Below are 26,174 nucleotides of genomic sequence, written 5' to 3'. Positions count from 1 at the left end.
CACACCAGATTTTTTTCACGCCGACAAACCCTTTACGTTAAGATTAAAACCACTCAACTCCATCAATACGCTCAGTTAAATGTTTTAAATTTAGTTTTACTTTTTAAACCAGACGTTAAATGCATTTAACGCTATACTTCCAATAGAATCATTAATTTCCCTCACCTTCCCTCATGCCGTCAATTTCCTGTTGATAGTGTTGGCTTTTATAATCCATTGGATTTTTTTTGTGATGCCATTATGAAAAATAAACTTCCCACCGGGTTGATCATAAACAGTAGTACGCTGCCGGCAACGGAACGTACCAGTATTGAATTTTTACATGAAAGCGGCATTTATCAGGCGAACCGGCCAGATGTTTTTTCCGAGCAGCAAATGGAAAATTATGGCGCGCGATTAGCAAAAACTCATCACCTCTCTACAGCGAAGAAAAGTTATAAATTATTGCAACGTCTGGCAGAGAACGAGCAGGCGCTGATAAAAAGTGCGGAAATATTAAGTACCGGTGATAAGCGTAATCTGACGCCTGCCGGCGAATGGCTGTTGGATAATTTCTATATTATCGAAGAGCAGATTCGCATGGTGCGCCAACTACTGCCGACCAAATTTGGTCAGGGATTGCCCGCGTTGACTGAACCTAGCCACACGCTGCGCATTCAGGCGATTGCTGATGAGATGATCAGCCACAGCGACGGTCGTCTGGAATCGGCGGTGTTATCACGCTTTATTCAGGCCTATCAGCGCGTTACCCCGCTGCTAATGGGTGAGCTCTGGGCGCTGCCAGCCATGCTGCGCTTTGCATTACTCGATAACCTGGCGCGCATTGCCCAGGGCGTAGCCGAAATTCATCTGGAAAGAAGCCAGGCGGGTGCGTGGATTGATGAGATCGTTCATCATTCGGCCAAAGATGCCACCCGCGTCATTCAGGTAATTGCTGAGATGGCGCACAAAAATGAGCAGTTGTCCGGAGCCTTTGTCGCTGAACTGGCGCGCAAGCTCAATGGCCAGAATCACTCACTGGCGCTAACCTGGGTTGAACAACATCTGCTTAATACCGGCCGTAATACCGCGGATGTGATTGAACAATTTAACCGCCAGCTGTCGCTGAGCCAGCTTTCCGTCAGCAACAGTATTACCGGACTCCGTCAGCTGGGTGAAATCAACTGGCAGGATTTTGTTGAATCGCTGAGTCTGGTGGAACAGGTGTTGGTGCAGGATCCGGCGGGGATTTATCCGCAGATGCACTTTGACAGCCGCGATCAATATCGCCATGTGATAGAGGAGTTGGCGCGACAGAGCCAGTTTGATGAGCTTGCCGTCGCCAATCAGGCACTGACGCTGTGTCGTCAGGCTGGATTGCCGCCGCGCCAGCAACATATCGGTTATTTCTTGCTGGATAAAGGGCGCACGCAGCTTGAGCAACAGCTGCAGCCGCGCAGTTCCTTGCTGAGTCAGGCACGCCATCACCTGAGTCAGACGCCGCTTCTCTCCTGGTTAGGCAGCCTGACGCTACTCACCACTGCCTTTAGCGCCGAAACACTGCTGGTCACCCATCACGCCGGTATGTCTGTGGTGCTGTGGATCTTATTAGTGCCAGCGGTGATCTTAATCAGCAGTCAGCTCGCCCTGCAGCTGCTGAGCGAGGTCACGACACGCACCCGCCATCCGGTTCCTTTGCCACGCCTCAATTTCGAACAGGCGGTGCCCGATGGCGACCGCACATTGGTGGTGATTCCCTGTCTGATCAGCACAAAAACCGGCACGGATACCCTGTTACGCTCGCTGGAAACCAGCTATCTCGGCAATGCCCTCGACAACATTTCGTTTGCGCTATTGGCCGATTTCACCGACAGCGTGGCCGAACATGAGGTGCAGGATGATGAAGTCATTGGCTATGCGGTGCTGAAAATTGAGGCGCTGAACCGACGCTACAGCAGTAAAGCCAACCACGATGTGCTGTTTACCCTGCTGCACCGCAATCGGGTACATAACCCGTCGCAGGGCGTATGGATGGGATACGAGCGCAAGCGCGGCAAACTGCATGCGCTGAATCGCTGGCTGCAGGGTGAAGCGGAGATGTTTAACGTCATCGTCGGTGCCAATCAGGCGCAAATGCGCACGGTGAAATACGTCATCACCCTCGACAGCGACACTATCCTGCCGCGTGAAACCGCCCACAAGCTAATTGGCATCATGGCGCACCCGCTGAATGCCCCCGTTTTCGATGAGCGCTTAAACCGCGTGGTGGAAGGTTATGCCATTCTTCAGCCGCGCCTGGCGGAAGAGATTCCACCGTTCGGGCAAGGCCTCTACGCGCGCCTTTCCAGCAGCGTGCCCGGAAATGATGCTTACTCCTCAATGTCATCAGATATCTATCAGGATCTGTTTGGCGAAGGCTCGTTTGTCGGCAAGGGAATCTATGATGTGGCAGCGTTTTCGCGCGCGACGCGTAATACCTGCCCGGAAAATCTGGTGCTCAGTCATGACCTGCTTGAGGGCTGTTATGCGCGATCCGGCGTGGTCAGCAATGTGGTGCTGTATGAACATTACCCTGACAACTATTTGAGCGATGTCGCGCGCCGTTTTCGCTGGGTGCGCGGTGACTGGCAGCTACTTAACTGGTTGCGGCTGCAGGTGCGTCTTGAAGATGGCGGCCATCAGGCTAATCCGCTCAGCGCGCTTTCGCGCTGGAAATTGTTCGATAACCTGCGACGTAGCCTGGTGGCACCGGCATTGCTGATGCTGATCTGCCTGAGCTTCACCACTGTAGCTAATCCCCTGTTTTGGCTCAGTTGTATTGTCCTCTTCCTGCTACTACCTGGTATTCTGGCGCTGGGCATTGAGGGCATGCGCAAAAGTAAAAAGCGCGCCTGGCAACATCATTTATCTATCCTCGCCACCGATGCATTGACGCGACTGAGCAGAGCGGGACTCACCCTGGCGACCATACCGCATGAAAGTTACTGGTCGCTGAAAGCGATTATTATCACGCTGTGGCGACTCAACGTGAGCGGGCAATTTCTGAATGAATGGAAAAGCGCCTCGGCTGGCAGTGCCGCAAATGTCCCGACCCTGCGTCATTTCTATCGCGCTATGTGGATTAATCCGCTGGCCGGCGTTGCACTGTCACTTTTGACCGTCCTGCTTAACCCCTCATTGACCGCATTGGTCGTGCCGCTGGCACTGCTTTGGCTGGCAACACCGTGGCTGTTATGGCGCTTAAGTAAACCGGCCGAAGCCCGCCAGAAAAAGCTCTCGGTTGAGCAGCAGCAGTTTTTACGTTCTAGCGCCCGACATACCTGGGCGTGGTTTGAAGATTTCGTCACCGCCGAGCATAACCACTTACCGCCGGATAATTTCCAGGAGGTGCTGCAGCCCACCGTGGCGCACCGCACGTCGCCAACCAATATTGGCCTGTCACTGCTTGCCACGTTAACGGCCTGGGATTTTGGTTACGTGATGCAGAAACAGGTGATTTCGCGCACCCTCGCCACGCTCGACAGTCTTGATCGCATGGAGCATTTTCGGGGGCATCTCTACAACTGGTATGACACCTACACGCTTAAACCGCTGCAGCCGCGCTACGTCTCCACCGTGGACAGCGGCAACCTTGCGGCGCATCTGGCAACCTTGCAGGCTGGACTGGCGCAGTGGAAACAGCAGCCGCTGCTGTCATTGGCGATAATCATGGCTGGCTTAAACGACACCTTGTTACTGGCTAAAACGCAGCTCGGTGCCGAACGCAATGACCGCTGGGATGAAGTGGCCGAACAGTTTGTGGTGCTGCAACAGGCTGCACCTGCTGCCATCACTCATCAACTCTCCGCCCTGATTACGCTGAGTGAAATTTTGCTGGCGCAGATGAAGATGCCGCCGCTGCAGGTGAAATGGTTTGAATTGTTCATCCGTCAGCTTCTCGATTTTCAGCAAGAGTGGGCGCTGTTTTTCAGCTGGATCACTCCTGAACATACGCTGCCTGCCACCTTGCCTTCACTTCTGTGGCTGAGCGAATTAGGTACGCATTATCCTGAGCTGGACGCGCAGCAATCGGCTCCGGTGATGTGGGCGGCGCGGGAACGTATGGCGACCTTACTGGAATTGGAAGGTCGACTGGACGATCACGCCAAAATGGATTTCCGCTTTCTCTATGTTGAGAGCACCGCGCTGCTCAGCGTCGGTTATAGCCTCGACAGCGGCCTGCTCGATAAAGGCAGCTATGATCTTTTCCCCTCCGAAGTGCGGCTTACACACTACTATGCGATCTCAGCCAATCAGCTTCCGGTAAAAAGCTGGTTCGTATTGGGCCGTTTATTCACGCAGCTTGATAACCAACCGGCGGTGATGTCGTGGAGCGGATCGATGTTCGAGTACCTGATGCCGCATCTGGTGATGCCGGTGTACCCGGATACGCTGCTGGAAAAAATGGCCTTATCCGCAGTGAAGCAACAAATCGCCTCTGGCGAAGCCGCGCAGATTCCGTGGGGGGTGTCAGAATCGGCTTACGCCGCCTTTGATGATAGTCAGAACTACCAATACAAAGCGTTTGGTACGCCGGAACTGGGCCTGAAGCGCGGCCTGAGCGATGATCATGTCGTTGCGCCCTACGCATCGATGCTGGCGTTAATGGTGCTGCCGCTTCAGGCCATCGATAACCTGATGAAGCTGAAAAAAATGGGTGCCTGCGGTAAGTATGGATTTTATGAGGCGCTCGACTTTACTGCTCATCGGCTGGCGCGCGGTCAGCAATTTGTCGCCGTTAAAACCTACATGGCGCATCACCAGGGCATGGGATTACTGGCGATTTCGCATCTGCTACTCAATGCGCCGATGGTGGCGCGTTTCATGTCGAGTGCACGCTTCCAGTCCTCATACTTACTGCTGCAAGAGCGAGTGCCGGACGACATTGAGCTCTATACGCCGCGTCGTCAGTTTGTCGACAATTCAGATAATAAGCCGCGCTCTGACGCGCCCGAACTGCGCGAATTTAGCGGTGCGGCCGCGCATCTGCCGCAATTGCAACTGCTGTCGAACGCCAATTACCATGTGATGGTCACGCAATCCGGCACCGGCTATAGCCTGTGGAAAGGGCTGGCGTTAACCCGCTGGCGCGCGGATGGCACCTGCAACCAGCATGGTATCTTCTGCTATATCCGCGATCGCCAGTCCGGCGAGGTAATTAGCCCAACATTCCAGCCGAGCGGGGTTACACAGGCGCAGCATCTGGCGCGTTTCACCAACGCCGGCGCGGAGTTTGAGGCGCGCAGTGAAAGCCTCAGCGCACGTCTGCATGTGGTGGTATCACCGGAAGATGATGTGGAAATCCGCCGCCTGGTTCTGACCAACCATTCACGCCAGCTGCGCGAGATCGATATCACCAGTTATGCCGAAGTGGTGCTGGCGCCTGCTGCCAGCGATCTGGCGCATCCGGCGTTCAGCAACCTGTTCGTGCAGACCGAGATTGTTGCCGAGCTTGAGGCGATTCTAACGCATCGCCGTCCGCGCGAAGCCAAAACCGAGCCGGTGTGGATGTTTCACGCCCTGCTGATTCATGGCGCGAGCGAGCGCGACACCCACTATGAAACCGATCGCGCGCAGTTTATTGGCCGTGGCAATACCACCGCCAATCCACAAGCCGTTGCGCCCGGCGGCGTCCTCAGCGGCAGTGCGGGATCGGTGCTTGATCCGCTGCTCTCCATTCGCCAGAAAATTCAGCTCAGGCCCGGTAAATCCATCACGCTCGATCTGCTGTATGGCGTCACCGAGCAGCGTGCCGCCTGCCTGGCGCTGATTGAGAAGTATCGCAACAACGTCTACGCCAATCGGGTGTTTGAAATGGCGGCGTCGCACAGCCAGGTGGCGCTGCGTCAGCTCAATATTGCCGCTGAAGATGCCAGTTTGTATAACCAACTCGCCAGCGCGGTGATTTTTGCCAGTCCTGAAATGCGCGGCGACAGTCAACGTTTGCTGCAGAATCGTCTGGGCCAGACCGCCTTGTGGCGCCACTCGCTGTCGGGCGACCTGCCTATTGTGCTGGTGCGCATTGAAAACGGTACGCAACTCAGTCTGGTAAGTAACTTGATTAAGGCGCATCAATACTGGCGGCAAAAAGGGCTAACGGTGGATTTAGTCATCCTCAACGGTGAGCAAGGAGGCTATCAGCAACTGCTGCAAAACCAGTTGGTTAAGATGATTGCCAGCGGAGATGTCCAGCAGCTCACCGACAAACCTGGCGGCATCTTCATCCGCCAAAGCGATCACCTGGTGTTTGAGGACATCACGCTGTTACTCAGCGTGGCGGCCGTGGTGCTGGAAGGACGTCACGGCAGTTTAGCCGATCAGCTCACGGTGCTATTAAAACCTCAGCCCACGCCGCCATCCGCTCACTTCCTGCCCGCTAAACATGCCGCGCCTGCGCCCGTCAGCCTCACGCTGCCTGACACCCTGCAGCTGTTTAACGGCACCGGCGGCTATAACGCGGATGGCAGCGAGTATCATATTTTGTTGCCTGAGGAGCATCAGACGCCTGCTCCCTGGTGTAACGTTCTGGCCAACAAGCAGTTTGGCAGCGTGATCTCTGAAAGTGGCCAGGCTTACAGCTGGTATGAAAATGCGCATGAGTATCGGCTGACGCCGTGGCATAACGATCCGGTAAGCGATACCTCGGGCGAAGCCTTTTATCTGCGCGATGAAGAGAGCGGCGATGTCTGGTCGCCGATGCCGCTACCGCTACGCGGTAAAGGCGATTATTTAACCCAGCACGGCATGGGTTACAGCCGCTTTATGCACCAGGAGCAAGGCATTTGTAGCAGCGTCACCACCTTTGTCGCCGGTGAAGATGCGGCGAAAATTACCCTGATTCAGCTCAGCAACCTATCCGGCAGAACCCGTTATATGTCGATTACCGGCTACGTTGAATGGGTGTTAGGTGAACTGGTAAGCCAGTCTGCACGCCATGTACAGACCTCCTCGGCGAACGTTGAGTCTGGCAGCACCATCCTTGCGGTGAATCCTTACGTCAGTGCTGGCTCGACTCGCACTGCGTTCTTTGCCGCATCGGGCAATCAAATCGCCTTCAGCGGCAATCGTCTTGAATGCCTCGGCCGTAATGGCTCGACGCGTAACCCGGCGATGATGCAAGCGCGCGGACTTTCGGGTAATACCGGTGCAGGCCTGGATCCCTGCGCCAGCCTGCAGACGCTGACCACGCTCATTGATGGCGATACGCGCACCTTCGTCTTTGTTTTAGGCGCGGCAGAAGATAGCGGATCGGCTTTGGCGCTAATGCAGCAGTTCCTGCCGACCGATCGCGCGGAAGCCGAGCTGGAGAGAGTCAAAAGACATTGGCGCGGCCTGTTAGATAAAGTGGCAGTGTTTACTCCCGATCGCGCGGTGAATTTGCTGGCGAATCGTTGGTTGCTGTATCAAACCCTGGCCAGCCGATTACTGGCACGCAGCGGCTATTATCAGTCGGGTGGCGCCTTCGGCTTTCGCGATCAGTTGCAGGATACGCTGTCTCTCACCCATGCCGCACCGCAGCTGCTGCGCGATCAATTGCTGTTGTGTGCCTCGCGACAGTTTATTGAAGGCGATGTGCAGCATTGGTGGCATCCACCTTCAGGACGCGGTGTCATAACGCGCTGTTCGGATGATTACCTCTGGCTCCCCTTTGCGCTTTGTCATTACATCAGCGCCACGGACGATCTGGCGCTACTCGAACTGCAGGTTGCCTATCTCGAAGCGCCACCTCTGCCTGCTGAGGAGGAATCGGTGTATAGCCTGCCGAACATCAGCCAACAGAGTGAAAACCTGTGGGATCATGCGTTACGCGCCATCAAGCATGGCCTGAATTTTGGTGAGCATGGGCTGCCGCTGATGGGATCTGGCGACTGGAATGACGGTATGAGCGCGGTCGGCATCGCTGGCAAAGGCGAAAGTGTCTGGCTGGGCTTTTTCCTCTACACCGTGCTTACCCGCTTTGCTGCACTCTCAGAACGCCTTGGGAAAACCGAAACCGCCAGCCTGTGTCAGCGCCAGGCCGATGAGTTAAAAACCGCGCTCAACCAGGTTGCGTGGGATGGCGAATGGTTTCTGCGCGGCTACTTCGACAGCGGTGAAACGCTGGGGTCGCACAGCAACGCCGAGTGCCGTATCGATGCCATCGCCCAGAGCTGGTCAGTGCTGTCGGGCGCGGGCGATCAAGCCAAATCTGCCTCGGCGATGCAGGCGCTCGATCGTCAACTGGTCGATAGCGATAACGGATTGATTAGGCTGCTGACGCCGCCATTTAACGGCGTTGGCCCCAATCCTGGCTACATCCGTGGTTATCTGCCGGGCATTCGGGAAAACGGCGGCCAGTACACTCACGGCGCGCTGTGGGCGATCATGGCATTTGCCGAAATGAGCCAGGTCGACCGCGCCTGGGCGCTGCTGGCGCTGATCAACCCAATCAATCACAGCCTGAATGCCGCTGATGTAGAAACCTACAAGGTGGAACCTTATGTGATGGCCGCCGATGTCTACAGCGCCGAGAATCATGAAGGCCGAGGCGGCTGGACCTGGTACACCGGCTCTGCGGGCTGGGCCTATCAGCTCATCATCGAGAGCCTGCTGGGTATCACCCGCCATGGCGATAAGCTGCAGCTGCGGCCGCGTCTACCGGCGGCGTGGCCGGGCGCAAAAGTGATCTATCGCGAGGGTGAAGGCGTTTATGAAATTGATATCACGCGTGCGTCAGGGGATTACCAACTGTGGCTGGATGATGAGCGTTGTGCCGCCGACCAGATCACCTTGAGCAGCGCAGCCGGACACCATCAGGTGAGGATTATCTCGGACGGTAACCATCACTCGACTCATTAGTTTTTGCCATAGCTAGCAGTGGAAAATAGTGCAGCACGCGCTAAGCGGCTATTTTAGGGTAATTCTCCCCTACAAGGAGAATTAGCCATGAGCATCTTATCTCCCGGAAATCGCCGGGATTTTCTATCAGCGGGCATGAAGCTTACCGCAGCTGGCACCTTACTCAGTGCCGGCATGAGCAGCGGCGCCCTCGCCGCCGAGACTTGCCAAACCGTCAATCTCAGTCGCATTGATGCCAGCCACTATCTTCTGCGCAACGTGCGACTGGAAGAGGCGTTTATACGCAAAAATGAGGTAATTACGGCCACACGCACCGGTTTGTATGACATCGAAGTGAGTGCCGGAAACATTGCCGCCATTCATGCTGCGGGTGTCAGTCGCAGTCTGCCCACGTGGGATGCCGCCGGTTATCTGCTGCTGCCCGCCACGCGTGACATGCATATTCATCTTGATAAAACGTTCTACGGTGAAAGCTGGCGCGCGCCGCTGCCGCGTCACAGCGTGATCGATATGATTCATCAGGAAGAGCAGATTTTGCCTGAGCTGGTGCCCACCTCTGAAATCCGTGCCGAGAAGCTGATCGGTCTGTTGCAATCCAAAGGCAGCAGCGCAGCGCGCAGTCATTGCAATATCGACCCGGTCAGTAAGTTACAAGGTCTGGAACACTTGCAGCAGGCGATTGCCCATCATCGCGACGATTTTCACGCCAACATTGTCGCCTTCCCGCAGCACGGTTTATTACGTTCAAAAGTGGAAGGCATGATGCGAGAAGCGATGAAAATGGGCGCACATTATGTCGGTGGACTCGATCCCACTAACGTTGACGGCGCGATGGAGAAGTCGCTGGATACCCTGTTTTCAATTGCGCTCGATTTTGCGGCACCGATCGATATTCATCTGCACGAAACCGAACCGCACGGCGTGGCAGCGATCCGCTATATGCTGAAAACAGTTAAGGAAAATCCGCAGCTGAAAGGCAAAGTCACCCTCAGCCACGCCTTCGCACTGGGCACGTTACAGGGTAACGAACTGGCCGCCATGATTGAGCAACTGAAGGAGCATCAGTTCAGCATCGCCACCACGGTACCGATTGGCCGCGTAATCATGCCCTTGCCCCAGCTGCGTGCGGCAGGCGTACCGGTGTGGTCTGGCACCGACACCATCGCCGATCACTGGCAGCCTTTTGGCAGCGGTAGCATGCTGGAAAAGGCCAACGTTTATTCGCAGCTGTATCGTGGCCCGGATGAGTATTCACTTAGCCGCGCGTTAGGCATCGCCACCAACGAAGTGTTACCGCTGAACAGCGAGGGCGAGCGGCAATGGCCGAAAGCGCAAGACAAGGCGACGATGATGTTAGTCAACGCCAGCTGCTCCGCCGAAGCCGTGGCGCACATCGCACCGGTGATGGCGACCTTCAATAACGGCAAGCAGACGTTTGGTGCGCTAGCAAAGGTGTGAATCTCTGGACAGGTGCGCTAAACGGTGCACCTGGATAAACAAAGTCAATTTAGGCATTTGCCTGTACAGGATGTTTTCCTTAGCCTGAAATTAATGACAAGAGAGGGACTTATGACAACATCAACATTACCGGTTGCGATTGTTACCGGCGGCAACAGCGGCATTGGTCTGGAAACCGTAAAACTACTGGCGAGCGATCATCAGGTGTATGCCATCGGACGTAATCCGCAAACGTTACAGGCGTTAGAGTCGATAACCAATGTGATTCCACTGACGCTGGACATCACGGATTTTGCCGCCGTGGCTGCCTTTGCCGCGACGCTTGAGCGGGTCGATGTGTTGGTACATTCGGCTGCCATATCAATTCTCAGTACTACCTTCTCTGCTACGCCAGAACTGTGGCAACAGCACTTAAATATTAACGTCATTGCACCGGCTGAACTCACGCGTGTGACCTTGCCCGCCCTGCGCGCATCTCAGGGTAAAGTGGTGTTTATCAACTCCGGTTCGGGCACATTGGCGCTGGCCGGACACGTGGTCTATTCTGCGTCAAAATTTGCCCTCACAGCGCTGGCGCATGCGCTACGTAGCGAAGAGAGCGAGCATGGCGTGCGCGTGGCAACAGTTGCGCCCGGTCCAACCGATACGCCGATGAATCAGGCTTCACGCGCACGCGCCGGTAACCACGCACCGATCAATCCGCAAGAGTATCTCGACGCCTCATCCGTGGCGCGCGCGGTCAGATTTATCGTCGACAGTCCTGAGGATACGCAAATTGCCGATATCGTTATTCGTCCGCGCCGCGATAAAGCGAAACGGTGATTAGGATCTTAATCCAGGGAAGGATTTGGCATCAAACCGTGACTGATTATCCAGCATAAAGGTAAAGTAGCCTGCTCGATAACTAAGGAATGGTTAACTGATGTACACAAAATACAAGATTGCAGCGATATGGGGATTGGTTTGCTTTTTATTGCTCTATCGGACATTACTTGCCGAGGTGATTTTGTCGTGGCAGGTCATCCAACACTATGAGATCCCTGGCTGGCAGCTATTTGTTTCCTATGCCACAAATATAGTGCCTGATTTGCTGCCGTTGGGCTGTTTCATATTACTTACGCGTAACGCTAACTTCAGCAAAATTAACTCACTTATTCTGCCGCTCATCGCCTGGTTAATTGGCCGCTTTGTCATAGTCAGCGTAATGTGGATCATTACCTTTAAAATCAGTAACCCACCGCCTTTTTCGGGTGGAGAGCAGAATATGGTTAGCGAGTATCTGGTAAACCTCTTTTGGTCCATTAACACCTTAACCTCCGCGCTTATTATTCTCGTCTGTGGCTATGCTTTCTGGCGTGAGCGCAGAACGTCTTAAACGGCAGCACGCTCTTTTTTAAAAAAAGTTAGCAATATCTTCACCGCTCATTCGTCTACCTCATCACAAGCGATTATCCGTTAATGTAATGAGGAACAAACAATGAGAGATTTTGATATGCGCAGACACCATCGTGGAGATCATTTTGGCGGACACCGCCTGGCGAAACCGCTATTGCTGGGTGCGGTGATTATCGCTGCGCTTGGTTTGCTGGTGATGTCGCTGTGGAATGCGCTACTGCCGGGTATTGTCGGTGTCAAAAGCATCGGCTTCTGGCAGGCGCTGGGATTGTTGGCACTGTGCCGCATTCTGTTTGGTGGCTTAGGTTTTCGTCCTGGCATGTTCGGCATGGCGCGTCGTCGCATGCACGAGCGTTGGATGCAAATGACGCCGGAGCAGCGTGAAGAGTTTATGCAGCATCGCCGCGATCGCTTTGATCACCGTGGACATCACGGACGTTGCGATTGGCACGATCGTCGTGATGATCGCGGCGATCGTCCGCAGCCAGAGGCGAATACTGCCAAACCCAGCGATGCCGAGTAGTTGTGATGGCGCAGGATTCACTGCTGATGTCGGCGATCACCGCCTGTCGAACTAAGCTGAAAGCGTTTATCCGCGGTCGTACCGCAGTGCGTGATGATGCTGACGATATCTTGCAGGAAGTCACGTTTAAACTGATGCAGCTGGAGCAGCCGGTGGAGAATGTCGCCGCCTGGCTGTTCCGCGCGGCGCGCAATGAAATGACCGATCGGGCGCGGAAAAAGCGTGAGCTGCCGTTGGCCGATTTTTTCAGCGGCGGCGAAGATGGCGATTTTCCTGAAGATGAGCTGGCCGAAACCTTATTTGGCGTGCCGCAAACGCCTGAAGATGAGTATCTCAAGGCGCTGCTGTGGGAAGAGCTAGAGGAAGCATTAGCGGAATTGCCCGACGCGCAGCGTGAGGTGTTCGAGAAAACCGAACTGCTCGGTTACAGCTATAACGAACTGGCGCAGGAGAGCGGTTGCAGCGTACAGGCACTGTTATCGCGTAAACACAAAGCGGTACTGTTTTTACGCACGCGGCTGCGTAATCTCTACGACGAACTCACCCAATAACCCGATTGCCTGGCAATCGGGTTGCGCTTTTACCACCACTTTTCCGCTACCTGCGGCTGCAAAAATTGCACGCCCTGCCCAATTTTCGGCATCGACAGTTTTACCTGCTGTTGCTGCGCTAACGCGACGATTTGATTAAGCGGATCGTTCCATGGATGAAACGCCAAATCGAAAGTCGCATTATGAATCGGGAATAGCCATTTCGCGTTGAGATCTAAGAAGGCTTTAATCGTGTCTTGCGGCAGCATGTGAATGTCGGCCCAGCGGCGGTCGTAAGCACCATTTTCCAGAAACGCCATATCGAAAGGACCGAATTTATGGCCAATCTGTTTGAACCCATCGAAATAACCCGAGTCGCTGCCAAAGAACAGGCGAAATTCCTCGCTAATGATGCTCCATGAGCACCATAAACGTTTATTGCCATCAAATATGCCGCGTCCGGAAAAATGCTGGGAGGGTGTTGCGACAAATTGAATACCCGCGATATTTTTGGACTCCCACCAATCCAGCTGGGTGATTTTCTCCGGCGCTACGCCCCACGAGGTAATTAGATCGCCCACGCCGAGCGGCGTCAGGAAATAACGCACGCGATCTTTAAGCTGCATGATGGTGTGATAATCCAGATGATCGTAATGATCATGCGAAAGAATGATCCCTTCAATCGGCGGCAACGCTTCCAGCTGAATGGGCGTTGGCTGGAAGCGTTTCGGTCCGAAGCGTTTAAATGGCGATGCGCGCTCAGTAAATACCGGATCGATTAGCCAATACTTTTCCTGCATTTTAAACAGCAATGAAGAGTGTCCGAGACGATAAACGCTATTATTCGCGGCGGCGTCAAGCTGCTGCGCGTCAAGCTTGATCAGCGGAAGTGCGTCATCCGGAACGGTATTTTTCGGCTTGTTAAAGGTGAAATCCCAGAACAGCTTAATGAATTTCCCCAATCCCAGCTGCTGGCGTGGAACCTTATTGTTAAACCTTTTGCCATCAAACTGCGTCGATTGCGGATAGCTTTTAATATTGCAGCGAGAAATGCTCGAACTATTCAACATTGATCTTTTACCTCTGATCGCGGGTGCTTCAGAATATCCACTTTCATTGCTTTGCACATCGCATATTGGGCGGTGTTGTGCTGGCGTTTAACTGCGCATGACATCAATCCTGCAGACGATTAGAGTGACTGTTTTGCTTGAATTTACGAGGGAAAATGAAACGTTTATTTGTCTATGGAACACTGCAGCCAGGCCACGCCAATGCGCATATTCTGGAAAGTATCGGCGGTGAATGGCTAGCCGGATCGGTTAGCGGGACCTTCTACGCGCGTGGCTGGGGCGCGGCGGCCGATTTTCCCGGCATCGTTTTGCAGCAAAATGGGCCACAGGTGCCAGGTTATCTGTTCATCTCTGAGCAACTTGAACCGCACTGGCCGATGCTGGATGAGTTTGAAGAGGGCTACGATCGGGTGACCGTTGATGTCACCACCAGCGATGGAGACCACTTAACGGCGTGGATTTATCAGCTGCAGCCGCAACAGTGAAAAGCTCCAATGTAAATGCAACCATGAGTACTGCCTGAAGATAACGAACTGAAGTTCTTCTTCCCAGTCGCCAGTATTCCAGCGTTGCTTTAATCGCGCCCATGTTGATAAAGGGTCATGCGCCCTTATCTTTTTCAACTCAAATGCATTGCTTGCAACACATACTATCTGAGTAAGCACTGCTATCCTCCTGATAGGAATTTATCCGTTAGCGGAACCCATCACGGAGTTCACTATGATCAAAGTCTGCACGGCATGCAGCACCTCTTATGATGATCAAGGCGTCATCATTGATCGCTGCACAATATGTGAAGACGAGCGGCAATTTGTACCGCCCGCTGGACAGCAATGGATGTCACTGGAAAGCCTGCTCAGCACGCATCGCAATAAATGGCAGCAGCATCACGCCAACTTATTTAGCCTGCAAACGGTGCCTGCCTTTGCGATTAATCAACGCGCGTTTCTGCTGCGCACGCCGCACGGCAATATTCTGTGGGATTGCATCGCTAACCTGGATGACGCCACTCAGGCGATCGTGACGGCTCTCGGCGGCCTTCACGCCATCGCTATTTCCCATCCGCACTATTACAGCTGCATGCAAGATTGGGCGGAGGCATTTGATGCGCCGATATATCTGCACGCTAACGACAGCCAATGGATTATGCGTGATAGCCCGCATATCAAACTCTGGCAGAATGATGAGCAGGAAATTGTGCCCGAGGTGAAGCTGATACGCCTGGGCGGGCATTTCTCCGGCGGCTGCGTGTTGCATTGGTCGCACGGCAACGGCGTGCTGCTAAGCGGCGATATTGTGCAAGTTACGCCGGGCGCTAATGCCGTGTCATTTATGTGGAGCTACCCGAATATGCTGCCGCTGTCGGCGGCGACGGTGAACGACATCCTGCATCGCCTTGCCCCCCTAACGTTTGAGCAGATTTACGGTGCGTTTGAGCATCGTGAAATCCTCGCGCATGCGCAACATGTCGTCCGGCAGTCGGCGGAGAGATATCTCTCCTGCCTGCAATAAAAAGGGATGGCTGATCGAATTGTAAGCAAACGCACCGCCGATGGATGTACAGACGTCTAGATATCCACTATAGTCCGTTTCCTACGTTAAGAGGGGATCCGGGCAATGAAGAAAATTTTACTCACGACGCTGCTGGCTGCGTCCGTCGCACTGCTTAGTGGCTGTAATAAAGATGATGAAAATCAAATCAAAGTGGCCATTAATACCGGACCTGATCAGGCGTTGTGGGAAACCGTGAAGCAAGTTGCGCATGACAAATATCAGCTGGATGTCGATGTGGTGGCCTTCAATGATTATGTGCAGCCGAATGAAGCGCTGTTCAATAAAGATGTTGATGCTAACGCCTTCCAGAGCCTGCCGTATCTTGAGATGCAATCAAAAGAGCGCGGTTACCACTTTGCCGTGGTCACTAACACCTTTGTCTTCCCGATCGCTGGCTATTCTCGCAAGATTAAGTCGCTGAAAGAGCTGCCGGATGGCGCCACCGTGACCATCTCCAATGAAGCCACCACGCTGGGCCGCAGCCTGCTGCTGCTGCAGGCGCAGGGTTTGATCAAAGTGAAGCCGGAAGCGGGCCTGCTGCCGACCACGCTGGATATCACCGATAATCCGAAGAAGCTGAAAATCGTGGAAGTCGATACGCCGCAGCTGGCGCGCACGCTGGACGATCCGCAGGTGTATGTGTCGATCATCAACAACAATTTTGCCGCGCTGGTTAATCTCTCCGCCTCGCGTGATGGCATGTTTATGGAAGGCAAAGCCTCGCCTTACGTTAACGCCATCGTGGCACGTGATGATAATAAAGACAGCGCCAATGTGCAGAAGCTGAAACAGGCCTTCCAGTCGCAGGAAGTGTTAGATAAAGCCAACGAAATCTACAAAGGCGATATTATTAAAGGCTGGTAATCGCCCACTAAAAAGGCCGCGCAAACTGACCTTGCGCGGCTTCCTTGACTTCCCGCCCTCCGCAATAACTTATCCTTCTCACTTCCTCATTGATTAATCAGCTACGCTCAGATCATAAAATGAGCGGCGATATAAAAATGGCGTAAAAATATCGACCTGCGGCGTAAAAATGCTGTCTATTAATTCGCCGCCCCCTGTTCGCTCAGGTCGCAAACAGGTATGTTCGCCCTCATTAGCCACAAACCTGATCATCAACAGGAAATTTATGAGTCAGAGCGAAAAACAGTCCTTGCCTGCGGGCATGCTGGCGGCTGCGGGGATCGTGTTTGGCGACATCGGCACCAGCCCGCTGTATACCCTCAAAGAGTGCCTTTCAATTTTACCTAATGGCGCGGTGTCAACCACGGCGGTGATGGGTTTCCTGTCGCTGATTTTCTGGGCCTTAACGCTGATCGTGACGCTGAAATATGTCTGCTTCGTGATGCGTGCCGACCATGATGGTGAAGGCGGCGTGCTGACGCTGATGTCACTGGCTCGCCAGCATGTTGGCCCGAAGGCAGCCCACATCATTGTACTGGCCGGATTAATCGGCGGCGCGTTCTTCTACGGTGATGGCGTCATCACGCCGGCGATTTCTGTGCTATCAGCGATTGAAGGCATAGAAGTGGTTTCTCCGGCGCTGAGCAAATATGTGGTGCCGCTGGCGGTAGTGATTCTTACCTTACTGTTCATGATTCAAAAACATGGCACCGAAAAGGTCAGTAAGGTATTCGGGCCGGTGATGTTTGTCTGGTTTGTTTCGATTGCGCTGTTAGGCATTCGCGGCATCTTGCTCAATCCTGACGTGCTTTACGCGCTCAATACTTCTTATGCGCTGACGTTCTTGCTCAGCCACAAAGCGCTGTCGTTCGCTGCGCTCGGCATGGTGGTGTTGGCGGTAACCGGTGCGGAAGCGCTGTATGCCGACATGGGGCATTTAGGCAAGGCACCGATTCGGCTGGCCTGGCTGGTGATCGCTATGCCCGCGTTGGTGCTCAACTACTTTGGTCAGGGCGCATTGGTCATCGCCGATGCGCAGGCTCTCAATAATCCGTTCTTTAATCTCGCGCCAGCCTGGGGACAGATTCCGTTGATTGTGCTGTCGACACTGGCAACGGTGATTGCGGCCCAGTCGGTGATTTCCGGCGTGTATACCTTAACGCATCAGGCGATTCGTCAGGGATTCCTGCCGCCGATGCGCATTATCTTCACCTCGCATACCGAATCCGGTCAGATCTATATTCCGTTAGTCAACTGGTTGCTGTTCGTGGCGGTGACGGTGATTGTGTTGGCCTTCCGACAATCGTCGGCGCTCTCCTCTGCTTACGGCATCGTGGTAACCGGAACCATGGTGATCACGGCCTGTCTGGCGGGCGTGGTGGCGCTGCGTAACTGGAAGTGGCCGCTGCCGATGGCGCTGATTTTTCTGTTGTGTATGTTGAGTATTGATGTGCCGTTATTCGGCGCCAACCTAATGAAACTGCTCTCTGGCGGTTGGGTGCCAGTGTTACTGGCGCTGAGTATGATGGGATTAATGCTGGTGTGGAGCAGCGAGCGTAATCGTCTGATCCGCAGACTGAATAACGATCCTGACAGCCTGCTGGCGCTGGTGCGGTCGCTGGAGACCAATCCACCCAGTCGCGTCGCCGGTACGGCCATTTTTCTGGCGCGCAAAGAGCATGAGATTCCACAGGCGCTGCTGCACAACCTCAAACACAATCGTGTGCTGCATAAGCGCGTGGTGCTGCTGCATATTCGCACCACCGATACGCCGCGCGTTTACAATCAGAAGCGTTTAAGCATCAAGCCGCTGTCGCCGTCGTTCTGGCAAGTCACCGCTGATTATGGCTGGCGCGAAACGCCGTCAATGGCAGAAATCCTGCATCTATGCGGGCTGGAAGGATTTGGCTGCACCGTGAATGAAGCCTCATTTTTCACTTCACACGACACGCTGGTGATGAAAAAGCGCAAAGGATTGATGCGGGTAAAAGGCGGTATCTTCCACTTTTGCCAGCGCAATGCGTTACGTGCGCATGAACAATTTAATATTCCACCAAATCGGGTGATCGAGTTGGGTGGGCAGCGCGAGTTTTAACGCAGAAATAGTTATCCGCACACATCGTAGCGGCGCAATTTATTGCGCGATAAATCGCGCCGCTACCGAATCTTCGATGAGGAAATAACGTGCATCACTGGCCGTCATTACGCCATTCATGGCGACCGTTTTTTTAACCCGCCATATGTAACCAGATGCAAAAATATTCGCAGACTTTGCGTCAGTTGTGGCTGAAGATTTCTTAACATCTAATTAGCAATTAAAGCTAAAACGCTTAACCTCAAAAGGTGTTTATTAGCTCTACCGGCAATCATCACCTGCCGTGAGCATTGAGGGAATGTGAAGCGCTTTATCAACAATTGAACAATTCGCAGCTTTAGCCATTGGCTCAGCTATTATTTCCGAGGAGAATGGCCATGAAACAATTAATTAATGACGTAATTTCTATTTTTACACCGCAATCTGTTAAACCCGTTTTAATTCGCGCTGATTTAACCCATCGTGAACTTTCTTCGATTCATCCGGTAGGATTTACGTCCGTCAGCTGGGCCACCTCGATGGAAGAGTTGAATGACGCTTTCGTGCAAAAAGCCCTTGCTGCTGGCGCGGTGGGTTATCACATCACCGACGTCGAGTCACACGAACCGGCGCACGATGGTCAACATGTTATGGCAGCCACAGCGACTCTCTATCATATCAATAGCAAAGTGGCTTATGGCTAATCCCCGTCATTCTTCAAGCTGCAGGTGCGATAGCCGCGTATGCTCACCCCGGTCACTTACTAAAATAAGCTCCCGGGGATTCGCGTTCTTGCCGCCTTCCTGCATCTGGAATTATTTAGGGTATTAACTCTTAATCTTTCATCTTCGGCAGGCTTTTTTCTGCAAAGTAATCAGCGAGAAAATCAATAAAGATCTTAATGCGCGGTGATTCAGAAGCGCGTTGGGTATAAACCGCCCAGATATTTGCTTCCTGATACCACTGCGGTAAAACGTGCACCAGTTTATTTTCGGCCAAATAGGGCGTCACATCCCAGGCAGAACGTAATGCAATGCCGTGTGATTTTAATGCCCAGTTGAGAATGACTTTTCCGCTATTCGATGCGTAATGGCTATTCAGCCGACAAACGATTTTATTATCGCCATCGGTTAAGGTCCAATGACCAAAGGTATTGTTATTTTCATTAATGATAAGACAGCTGTGATCGATTAAATCATCCAGCGTCTCAAGCGGACGCGATTGCGCTAAATAGCGGGCGGATGCACAAAGAATACGCCGATTCGACGCCAGTTTTCTGGCGATATAGGAGTGATTGACATCATCACCCACGCGAATATCCACATCCGTTCCTGATTGCAATAAATCGATATCGCGATCGGTGAGAATCAGTTTGATGTTAAGCGAAGGATGGCGCGTCATGAATTCTGCCACCGCATCGGATAAATAATCCTGCCCAAAGCCAAATGAGCAAGTGACGGTCAAATCGCCGGTTAATTCTCCGCGCCACTGCTGGAAGTTATTCAGGAAAGCGTCCATCTCGTGCACCACCTGCAGCGCGCCCTCCAGCGCCTTTTCACCTTCGGGCGTCAGGCGCATCACGCGATTGGTGCGGAAAAACAGCCGGGTTTCCAGCTGCTTTTCGAGGATGGCAATACGTTTGCTGATATACGATGGCGACTGGCCCAGCTCCGTGGCGGCTCGGCCAAAGCCTTCATAGCGCGCCACGCTGATAAACACATACAGATCTTCGACCGAAGGCCAGCCCTGCAGCGGCTTCTGATAACTCTTCCCGGCAAGCAGTATCTTCATAACCATCACAGCGTTAGAGAAATTTTGCTGGTTATAACACAGAATCCAGAAAGCGCTGAAGCTGGCTTAAAAACAGTTCCGGTACTTCTTCATGCGGTGAGTGGCCGCAAGGTAAGGCGTGGCCTTGCACATGACGCGCTTTATCTAGCCAGGTATCAACCACGTTATAGAGCTGCCCCACCGTGCCCTGCTCTCCCCATAACAGCAATAACGGCGATTCAATCCGTTTATCGCTGTCTTGCGCATCGTGTTCTAAATCAATGGTGGCCGCCGCGCGATAATCTTCACACACCGCATGAATCATCGCTTCATTTTGATAACAGCGCAGATAATCGTTAAAAATTTCCTCTGACGTCGCGCCAGGCGTTTTTAATTGGCCATTAATGTGCTTACGCAGGAATAAAGCCGGATCGTGACCGATCATGGTCTCCGGTAATGGCGAAGGCTGAATCAGAAAGAACCACCAAAAATAACGCGTGGCGAACTCTTTATTGGTTAACGCATACATGGTGGCGGTTGGCGCAATATCGACAAATACGCAGCTGGAGAGTTGTTCCGGATGATCGAGCGCCAGGCGATGACCCACGCGCGCGCCGCGATCGTGGCCAACAAAGGCGACGCGTTCCAAATCTAACGCATCAATCAGCTGGCTGATGTCTTCTGCCATCACCCGTTTCGAGTAGGGACGATGCGTCTCGTCGCTCGGCGGTTTGTCGCTATCACCATAACCACGCAAATCCGGCAGAATGACACGGTATTTCTGTGCCAGCTGCGGCGCAATTTTACGCCACGCCAGATGATTTTGCGGATGACCGTGCAGCAACAGCAAAGGTGGACCTTCGCCCCCCATCGCGACGCGCAAAGTTATGCCGTTCGCTAAACGCACATCGCTGAGCGTAAAGCCTGCGATAAAAGGTGAATCGCCGCGCGCTGTTATCTCACTCATGCTGTTCATCCTTCACTGTATTGCCGCGTTTGAACCACGGACGTTGTGCAAAGTGTTGTGCTTCAAACTGCGCGATATCCGCTTCATACTGCAGCGTCCAGTCCACTGCACTGCCACCGCCCAACAACATTTCGCGTTTTAAGGCGCTAACCGAGAACGCAATGCGTTGATTATTGAAGAAGATGGTCTGCTCTTCCAGCGACACGGTAATGCGGTTGTTAGCAGGATCGTTCGCCACCTCGCTTAGGCGCTGATAATCTTCTGCGCTTAACGCCAGCGTCAGAACGCCATTGCGCTGACAGTTGTCGTCAAAGATGCCGGCGAAACTGGTACCAATAATGGCGCGAATTCCCAGCTGATTCAGCCCCCACACCGCGTGTTCCCGGCTGGAACCACAGCCGAAATTGGCGCCCACCAGCAAGAAAGAGGCTTTTTCCCAGCCGGGCTGATTGAGGATGAAATCGGGATTCGGGCTGCCGTCAGGCAAAAAGCGCAGATCGAAGAACACACCACGATCTAAACCCTGACGATCGATGCCTTTGAGAAACTGCTTTGGCATGATCACATCCGTGTCAATATTGGCCGCCGGTAACGGCGCGAGCGTGCCTGTTATGTGGTTGAAAGCTTCCATATTAAACCTCTTCTGTCATGAAACGGCGGACATCAACCAGATGACCGGCAATCGCGGCGGCGGCAACCATCGCCGGACTCATTAAGTGTGTACGGGCACCCGCGCCCTGGCGGCCAGGGAAATTACGGTTGGTGCCAGAAGCACAACGGTCGCCGGGCGCTAATACATCCTCATTCATTGCCAGGCACATTGAGCAGCCCGACTGGCGCCATTCGAAACCGGCATCAACGAAAATCGCGGCCAAACCTTCTGCTTCCGCCTGCTGACGTACCTGAGTTGATCCCGGCACGATAATCCCGCGCACATGCGGCGCGATTTTATGTCCTTCAACAATCGCGGCGGCGGCGCGTAAATCTTCAATGCGACCGTTGGTGCAGGAGCCGATAAAGGCGTGGGTAATGGCAATTTCCGCTAACGGCGTGCCGGGTTCCAGTCCCATATATTTCAGCGCGGTACACAGCGTTTGCTGTTTAACCGCATCTTTCTCCTGCGCGGGATCGGGAACGCAGCCGGTAATCGCGCTGGCTTGATCCGGGCTAATCCCCCAGGTCACTTTGGGTTCGAGATCGCTACAGTCGATGGTGATGCGGCTGTCGAACTGTGCATCAGCATCGCTGCGCAGCGTACGCCACTCCGCGAGGGCTTGCTGCCACAATGCGCCCGTCGGCATCTGCGGCTTACCCGCGATGTAGGCAAAAACTTTTTCATCCGGCGCAATAATCGCGCCGCGCGCTCCGGCCTCAACCGCCATGTTGCACAGCGTCATGCGCCCTTCCATGCTCAGCGCCTCAATCGCTGCACCGGCAAATTCGATGGCATAACCGGTCGCGCCTGAAGCACCAATCTCTTCGATCAGCGCCATGATGATGTCCTTCGCCGAACAGCCAAACGGCAGCTCGCCGCTCACCGTGACGAACATGGTTTTCAGGGTGCGATAAATCAGGGTTTGCGTGGCAAGCAGATGTTCGATTTCTGAGGTGCCGATACCGAAACCGAGCGCGCCAAACGCGCCGTAGGTAGTGGTATGACTGTCGCCAGCGGCAATCACCATGCCTGGCATCACCAAACCTTGCTCGTGTGCCACCACATGTTCAATCCCCTGGCGCGGGTCCATCACATCAAACAGTTCGATACCGAAATGCGCGGCGTTTTGCCGGAAGTAATCAACTTGTAATTGCCCGCCGGCATCGGTCATCGCTTCATCACGCGCGGGACGCGTGGGGTTAACGTGATCAACATTGAGCAGAATGGTGCCCGGATTACGCACCGGACGCTGGTGATCGCGTAGGCCGCTAAACGCCTGCGGGCTGGTGTATTCATTCAAAATCGAGCGGTCTATGTAGAGCAGCACATGCCCTTCATTATCTAACTTGCGAACCAGATGCTGATCGATCAGCTTTTCATACAGTGTTTTGTTAACCATGTCGTTGCCCACGCGAAAGTGTAAAACAAGTCATTAGAGACGTTAGGGTAATACAGTTTGTCGGCGGGGAATGAACACGCTCCGTGGAGTGATGTTTTATGAAATGTGCAGAACGACTGACAATCGCCTTGAATCTTGTTGGGCCGTCATTCATAGCGGCTTAGTTAGCGGCTCATCAATGAATTTGTCTGAGGGTTTTATTTGACCTAAGTCGCGTCTATCGATATAAAGAATAACCGCGCTGCTTAAGCGGTTTATCCCGGTTTTATTTCCTCTTCTGCCTATATTTCACGCTATTTTCTTTTTTGTAAGTTAATTAATTAACACCAATACTTTATTAACTAAAAACAAGTTAATCATTTCGTAACAATCTCTTAATGTGCAAACCGAATTTTTAACGTTCACCTGCATTGCATAATAAGTAGGACTGGAATGACTCACACCAAAAAGATCGTGTCTGCCCTTTCGCTGGCAGCGCTGCTTGTCTCTTCAGCGGTACGTGCTGAAGACGCACCGGAAAAAACTGACGTTCTGCTGATCGGCGGCGGTATCATGAGCGCCTCGCTCGGTACCTGGCTGCAAGAGCTGCAACCGGGCTGGAAACAGTTGATGGTTGAGAAGCTCGACGGCGTAGCGCTGGAATCGTCCAACGGCTGGAATAATGCCGGTACTGGTCACTCGGCTAACATGGAGCTGAACTACACGCCTGAGCGTGCAGACGGTTCAATCGACGTTAGCAAAGCGCTGGAAATCAACGAATCCTTCATGATTTCGCGCCAGTTCTGGACTTCACAGGTGCAGCGTGGCGTATTGCACGATCCACGTTCGTTCATCAACTCGACGCCGCACATGAGCTTCGTCTGGGGCGACAAAAACGTCGAGTACCTGACCAAACGTTATGATGCGCTGCAGAAAACCACCCTATTCCAGGGCATGAAGTTTTCTACCGATCATCAGCAGATCCAGCAGTGGGCTCCGCTGGTGATGGAAGGTCGCGATCCGAATCAGAAAGTTGCAGCCACCTGGACGCCAGTCGGCACCGATGTTAACTACGGTGAAATCACCCGTCAGCTGATCGGTAGCCTGAAAAAAGATCAGAACTTCAAGCTGGAAACCTCTGCAGAAGTGACTGATTTTAAGCGTAACGGCGACAACTCATGGCACGTGACCATTAAAGATGTGAAGAGCGGTGATAAGCGCTCGGTTGATGCGAAATACGTGTTTATCGGTGCGGGCGGCGGCGCGATCAAGCTGCTGCAGAAAACCGGTATCCCGGAAGCAGACAACTACGGCGGCTTCCCGGTCGGCGGCTCATTCCTGATGACCGAAAACCCAGAAATCGCTAACCGTCACCTGGAAAAAGTGTACGGTCAAGCTTCTGTGGGTGCGCCACCGATGTCGGTTCCCCACATTGATTCACGTACCCTCGACGGTAAGAAAGTGGTGCTGTTTGGCCCGTTCGCGACCTTCTCTACTAAGTATCTGAAGAACGGTTCGCTGTTCGATCTGCTGAGCGCGACCACCACCAGCAACATCATGCCGATGACGCATGTTGGCATCGACAACTTTGACCTGGTAAAATACCTGATTGGTCAGGTAATGCTGAATGATGATGACCGCTTTGCGGCGCTGAAAGAGTACTACCCGAACGCACGTAAAGAAGACTGGAAACTGATTCAGGCCGGTCAACGTGTACAGATCATCAAGAAAGATGCAGAAAAAGGTGGCTTGCTGAAACTGGGCACTGAAATCGTGACCGATCAGCAGAAAACGCTGGCCGCTCTGCTCGGTGCATCACCGGGTGCATCAACTGCCGCGCCAATCACGCTCGATGTGATGAAAAAGCTGTTCCCAGAACAGTTCGCTTCACCGGAGTGGCAGCAGAAGATTCGCGCTATCGTGCCAAGCTTTGGCCAGAAGCTGAACGGCAACACCGCGTTGACGCAGCAAGTTTGGGATAACACCGCAGCCACGCTGCAGTTGACCAAACCGCCAGTGATTGACATGGGCGACCAGACTGTTGCACCGACGCAGGCTAAACCGCGTACGGAATCAGGCAAGCAGGATATGGCGCTGTAATTCACGCCAGAACGAAATCAAGCCGGACAATGTCCGGCTTTTTTATATCCGCAATTAATTTCAGCCTGATTTTTACCTATTTGCAGGATCAGCTTTAACCGCGCGAAACCTTTTATGCGGTCCACTTCATCGCCAGTTGCTTAAACACTATTTATCTGTAACTTCTTAATATTCCTCAATTGATGATCGACGGGTTTACATAATGAGCAATATCAGCGCTTCTTCTCTTTCTTATCAGGTTGGCAACGACATTTTCGAAGGGTATTTAGTGTATGACGCGGACCAGCATGCGCCGCTGCCGGGTATTTTGATTGCTCCAAACTGGATGGGTGCCACTGAAGATGCGGTAACGCAGGCCAAAACAATCGCCGCCAACGGTTATGTGGTGCTGGTGGCCGATCTTTACGGCCATGGCCAGCGTCCGACTAGCGGCGATGAAGCCGGCGCCATGATGATGAAAGTGAAAGATCAGCCTGCCGAAGTCGCGCGCATGCAGGCCGCGCTTAACGCGCTGCGGACGCAAACCAGCGCGGCAATTGATGCCGCTAATGTGGCCGCAATCGGATTCTGCTTTGGCGGACACTGCGCGCTGGAGTTAGCGCGCAGCGGTGCCGATATCAAAGCCGCTGTCTCATTCCACGGTACGCTGGATACGCAAGGCCGCTATGCGGGCAACACCATCACGGCTGCACTACTGGTGCTGGATGGCGCTGCCGATCCGCTGGTACCGCGTGAGCAACTGGCAGAGTTCGCCAATGAGATGAACAGCAAAGGTATTGATTGGCAGTTGGTAAGCTTTGCTGGCGCGGTACACTCGTTCACCGATCCAAAAGCCAATAACGCAGGTGTGGCGCAGTACTATCCGGAAGTCACCCAACGTGCTTTCAAACGTATGTATCAACTGCTGGATGAAGTGTTTTAAATCCTTTGCTCAGGTGCGC

At 53.4% G+C, this 26,174-nt stretch carries 18 protein-coding genes; 13 read left to right on the top strand and 5 right to left on the bottom strand.

The window, feature by feature from the left end; genetic code table 11:
- The first annotated feature begins 240 nt into the window (after positions 1 to 240).
- The 6 genes from WH298_RS20215 (at position 241) to WH298_RS20190 (ending at position 12,783) form a co-directional block, all read left to right on the top strand.
- Positions 241 to 8,856, top strand: coding sequence for a GH36-type glycosyl hydrolase domain-containing protein (locus WH298_RS20215; protein WP_180823804.1), 8,616 nt, complete (start codon positions 241 to 243; stop codon positions 8,854 to 8,856).
- 87 nt (positions 8,857 to 8,943) lie between these two features.
- Positions 8,944 to 10,314, top strand: a complete 1,371-nt coding sequence (locus WH298_RS20210; protein ID WP_180823803.1) for an amidohydrolase — start codon at positions 8,944 to 8,946, stop codon at positions 10,312 to 10,314.
- A 111-nt stretch (positions 10,315 to 10,425) separates the two neighbouring features.
- On the top strand, positions 10,426 to 11,136 hold the full coding sequence (locus tag WH298_RS20205) for an SDR family oxidoreductase (RefSeq protein WP_180823802.1): 711 nt from the start codon (positions 10,426 to 10,428) through the stop codon (positions 11,134 to 11,136).
- Positions 11,137 to 11,236: 100 nt separating this feature from the next.
- Complete coding sequence (locus WH298_RS20200) at positions 11,237 to 11,689, top strand: hypothetical protein (protein ID WP_180823801.1); 453 nt, start codon at positions 11,237 to 11,239, stop codon at positions 11,687 to 11,689.
- A gap of 102 nt (positions 11,690 to 11,791) precedes the next feature.
- The gene (locus tag WH298_RS20195; protein ID WP_180823800.1) at positions 11,792 to 12,232 is read left to right on the top strand and encodes a hypothetical protein; all 441 of its coding nucleotides are present in this window, start codon (positions 11,792 to 11,794) and stop codon (positions 12,230 to 12,232) included.
- Positions 12,233 to 12,237: 5 nt separating this feature from the next.
- On the top strand, positions 12,238 to 12,783 hold the full coding sequence (locus WH298_RS20190) for an RNA polymerase sigma factor (protein ID WP_009128046.1): 546 nt from the start codon (positions 12,238 to 12,240) through the stop codon (positions 12,781 to 12,783).
- 29 nt (positions 12,784 to 12,812) lie between these two features.
- Here WH298_RS20190 and WH298_RS20185 read toward each other — a convergent pair whose 3' ends face one another.
- Entirely contained in the window at positions 12,813 to 13,832 is a 1,020-nt protein-coding gene (locus WH298_RS20185; protein WP_180823799.1) for an MBL fold metallo-hydrolase, read from the bottom strand.
- A gap of 155 nt (positions 13,833 to 13,987) precedes the next feature.
- On the opposite strand from WH298_RS20185, the gene WH298_RS20180 reads away from it, so the two are divergent.
- The 5 genes from WH298_RS20180 (at position 13,988) to WH298_RS20160 (ending at position 19,067) form a co-directional block, all read left to right on the top strand.
- Entirely contained in the window at positions 13,988 to 14,317 is a 330-nt protein-coding gene (locus tag WH298_RS20180) for a gamma-glutamylcyclotransferase family protein (protein ID WP_180823798.1), read from the top strand.
- A gap of 235 nt (positions 14,318 to 14,552) precedes the next feature.
- A complete protein-coding gene (locus WH298_RS20175; RefSeq protein WP_180823797.1) occupies positions 14,553 to 15,344 on the top strand; it encodes an MBL fold metallo-hydrolase in 792 nt (263 codons plus the stop codon).
- 105 nt (positions 15,345 to 15,449) lie between these two features.
- Complete coding sequence (locus WH298_RS20170; RefSeq protein WP_009128061.1) at positions 15,450 to 16,250, top strand: MetQ/NlpA family ABC transporter substrate-binding protein; 801 nt, start codon at positions 15,450 to 15,452, stop codon at positions 16,248 to 16,250.
- 265 nt (positions 16,251 to 16,515) lie between these two features.
- Entirely contained in the window at positions 16,516 to 18,384 is a 1,869-nt protein-coding gene (gene kup, locus WH298_RS20165; RefSeq protein WP_180823796.1) for a low affinity potassium transporter Kup, read from the top strand.
- A gap of 377 nt (positions 18,385 to 18,761) precedes the next feature.
- A complete protein-coding gene (locus tag WH298_RS20160) occupies positions 18,762 to 19,067 on the top strand; it encodes a YdgH/BhsA/McbA family protein (RefSeq protein ID WP_007890096.1) in 306 nt (101 codons plus the stop codon).
- 130 nt (positions 19,068 to 19,197) lie between these two features.
- On the opposite strand, the gene WH298_RS20155 is transcribed toward WH298_RS20160, so the two are convergent.
- Genes WH298_RS20155 through leuC form a run of 4 tightly spaced genes read right to left on the bottom strand, consistent with a single transcriptional unit; the run spans position 19,198 to position 23,154 of the window.
- On the bottom strand, positions 19,198 to 20,154 hold the full coding sequence (locus tag WH298_RS20155; protein WP_180823795.1) for a LysR substrate-binding domain-containing protein: 957 nt from the start codon (positions 20,152 to 20,154) through the stop codon (positions 19,198 to 19,200).
- Between the two features lie 31 nt (positions 20,155 to 20,185).
- Positions 20,186 to 21,100, bottom strand: a complete 915-nt coding sequence (locus WH298_RS20150) for an alpha/beta fold hydrolase (protein ID WP_180823794.1) — start codon at positions 21,098 to 21,100, stop codon at positions 20,186 to 20,188.
- The gene (gene leuD / locus WH298_RS20145; RefSeq protein WP_180823793.1) at positions 21,093 to 21,731 is read right to left on the bottom strand and encodes a 3-isopropylmalate dehydratase small subunit; all 639 of its coding nucleotides are present in this window, start codon (positions 21,729 to 21,731) and stop codon (positions 21,093 to 21,095) included. Before leuD ends, WH298_RS20150 begins: the two co-directional genes overlap by 8 nt.
- A gap of 1 nt (position 21,732) precedes the next feature.
- A complete protein-coding gene (leuC, locus tag WH298_RS20140) occupies positions 21,733 to 23,154 on the bottom strand; it encodes a 3-isopropylmalate dehydratase large subunit (protein ID WP_180823792.1) in 1,422 nt (473 codons plus the stop codon).
- Positions 23,155 to 23,586: 432 nt separating this feature from the next.
- On the opposite strand from leuC, the gene mqo reads away from it, so the two are divergent.
- Together mqo and WH298_RS20130 are read left to right on the top strand one after the other, a co-directional pair.
- The gene (mqo, locus tag WH298_RS20135) at positions 23,587 to 25,233 is read left to right on the top strand and encodes a malate dehydrogenase (quinone) (RefSeq protein ID WP_049851650.1); all 1,647 of its coding nucleotides are present in this window, start codon (positions 23,587 to 23,589) and stop codon (positions 25,231 to 25,233) included.
- Positions 25,234 to 25,435: 202 nt separating this feature from the next.
- Positions 25,436 to 26,155, top strand: a complete 720-nt coding sequence (locus WH298_RS20130; RefSeq protein WP_180823791.1) for a dienelactone hydrolase family protein — start codon at positions 25,436 to 25,438, stop codon at positions 26,153 to 26,155.
- Positions 26,156 to 26,174: the final 19 nt, after the last annotated feature.

This window comes from Pantoea nemavictus (assembly GCF_037479095.1).
Lineage (GTDB): Bacteria > Pseudomonadota > Gammaproteobacteria > Enterobacterales > Enterobacteriaceae > Pantoea > Pantoea nemavictus.
The sequence above is the reverse complement of the archived record's forward strand: the minus strand, read 5'-3'. Positions and strand labels throughout refer to the sequence as shown.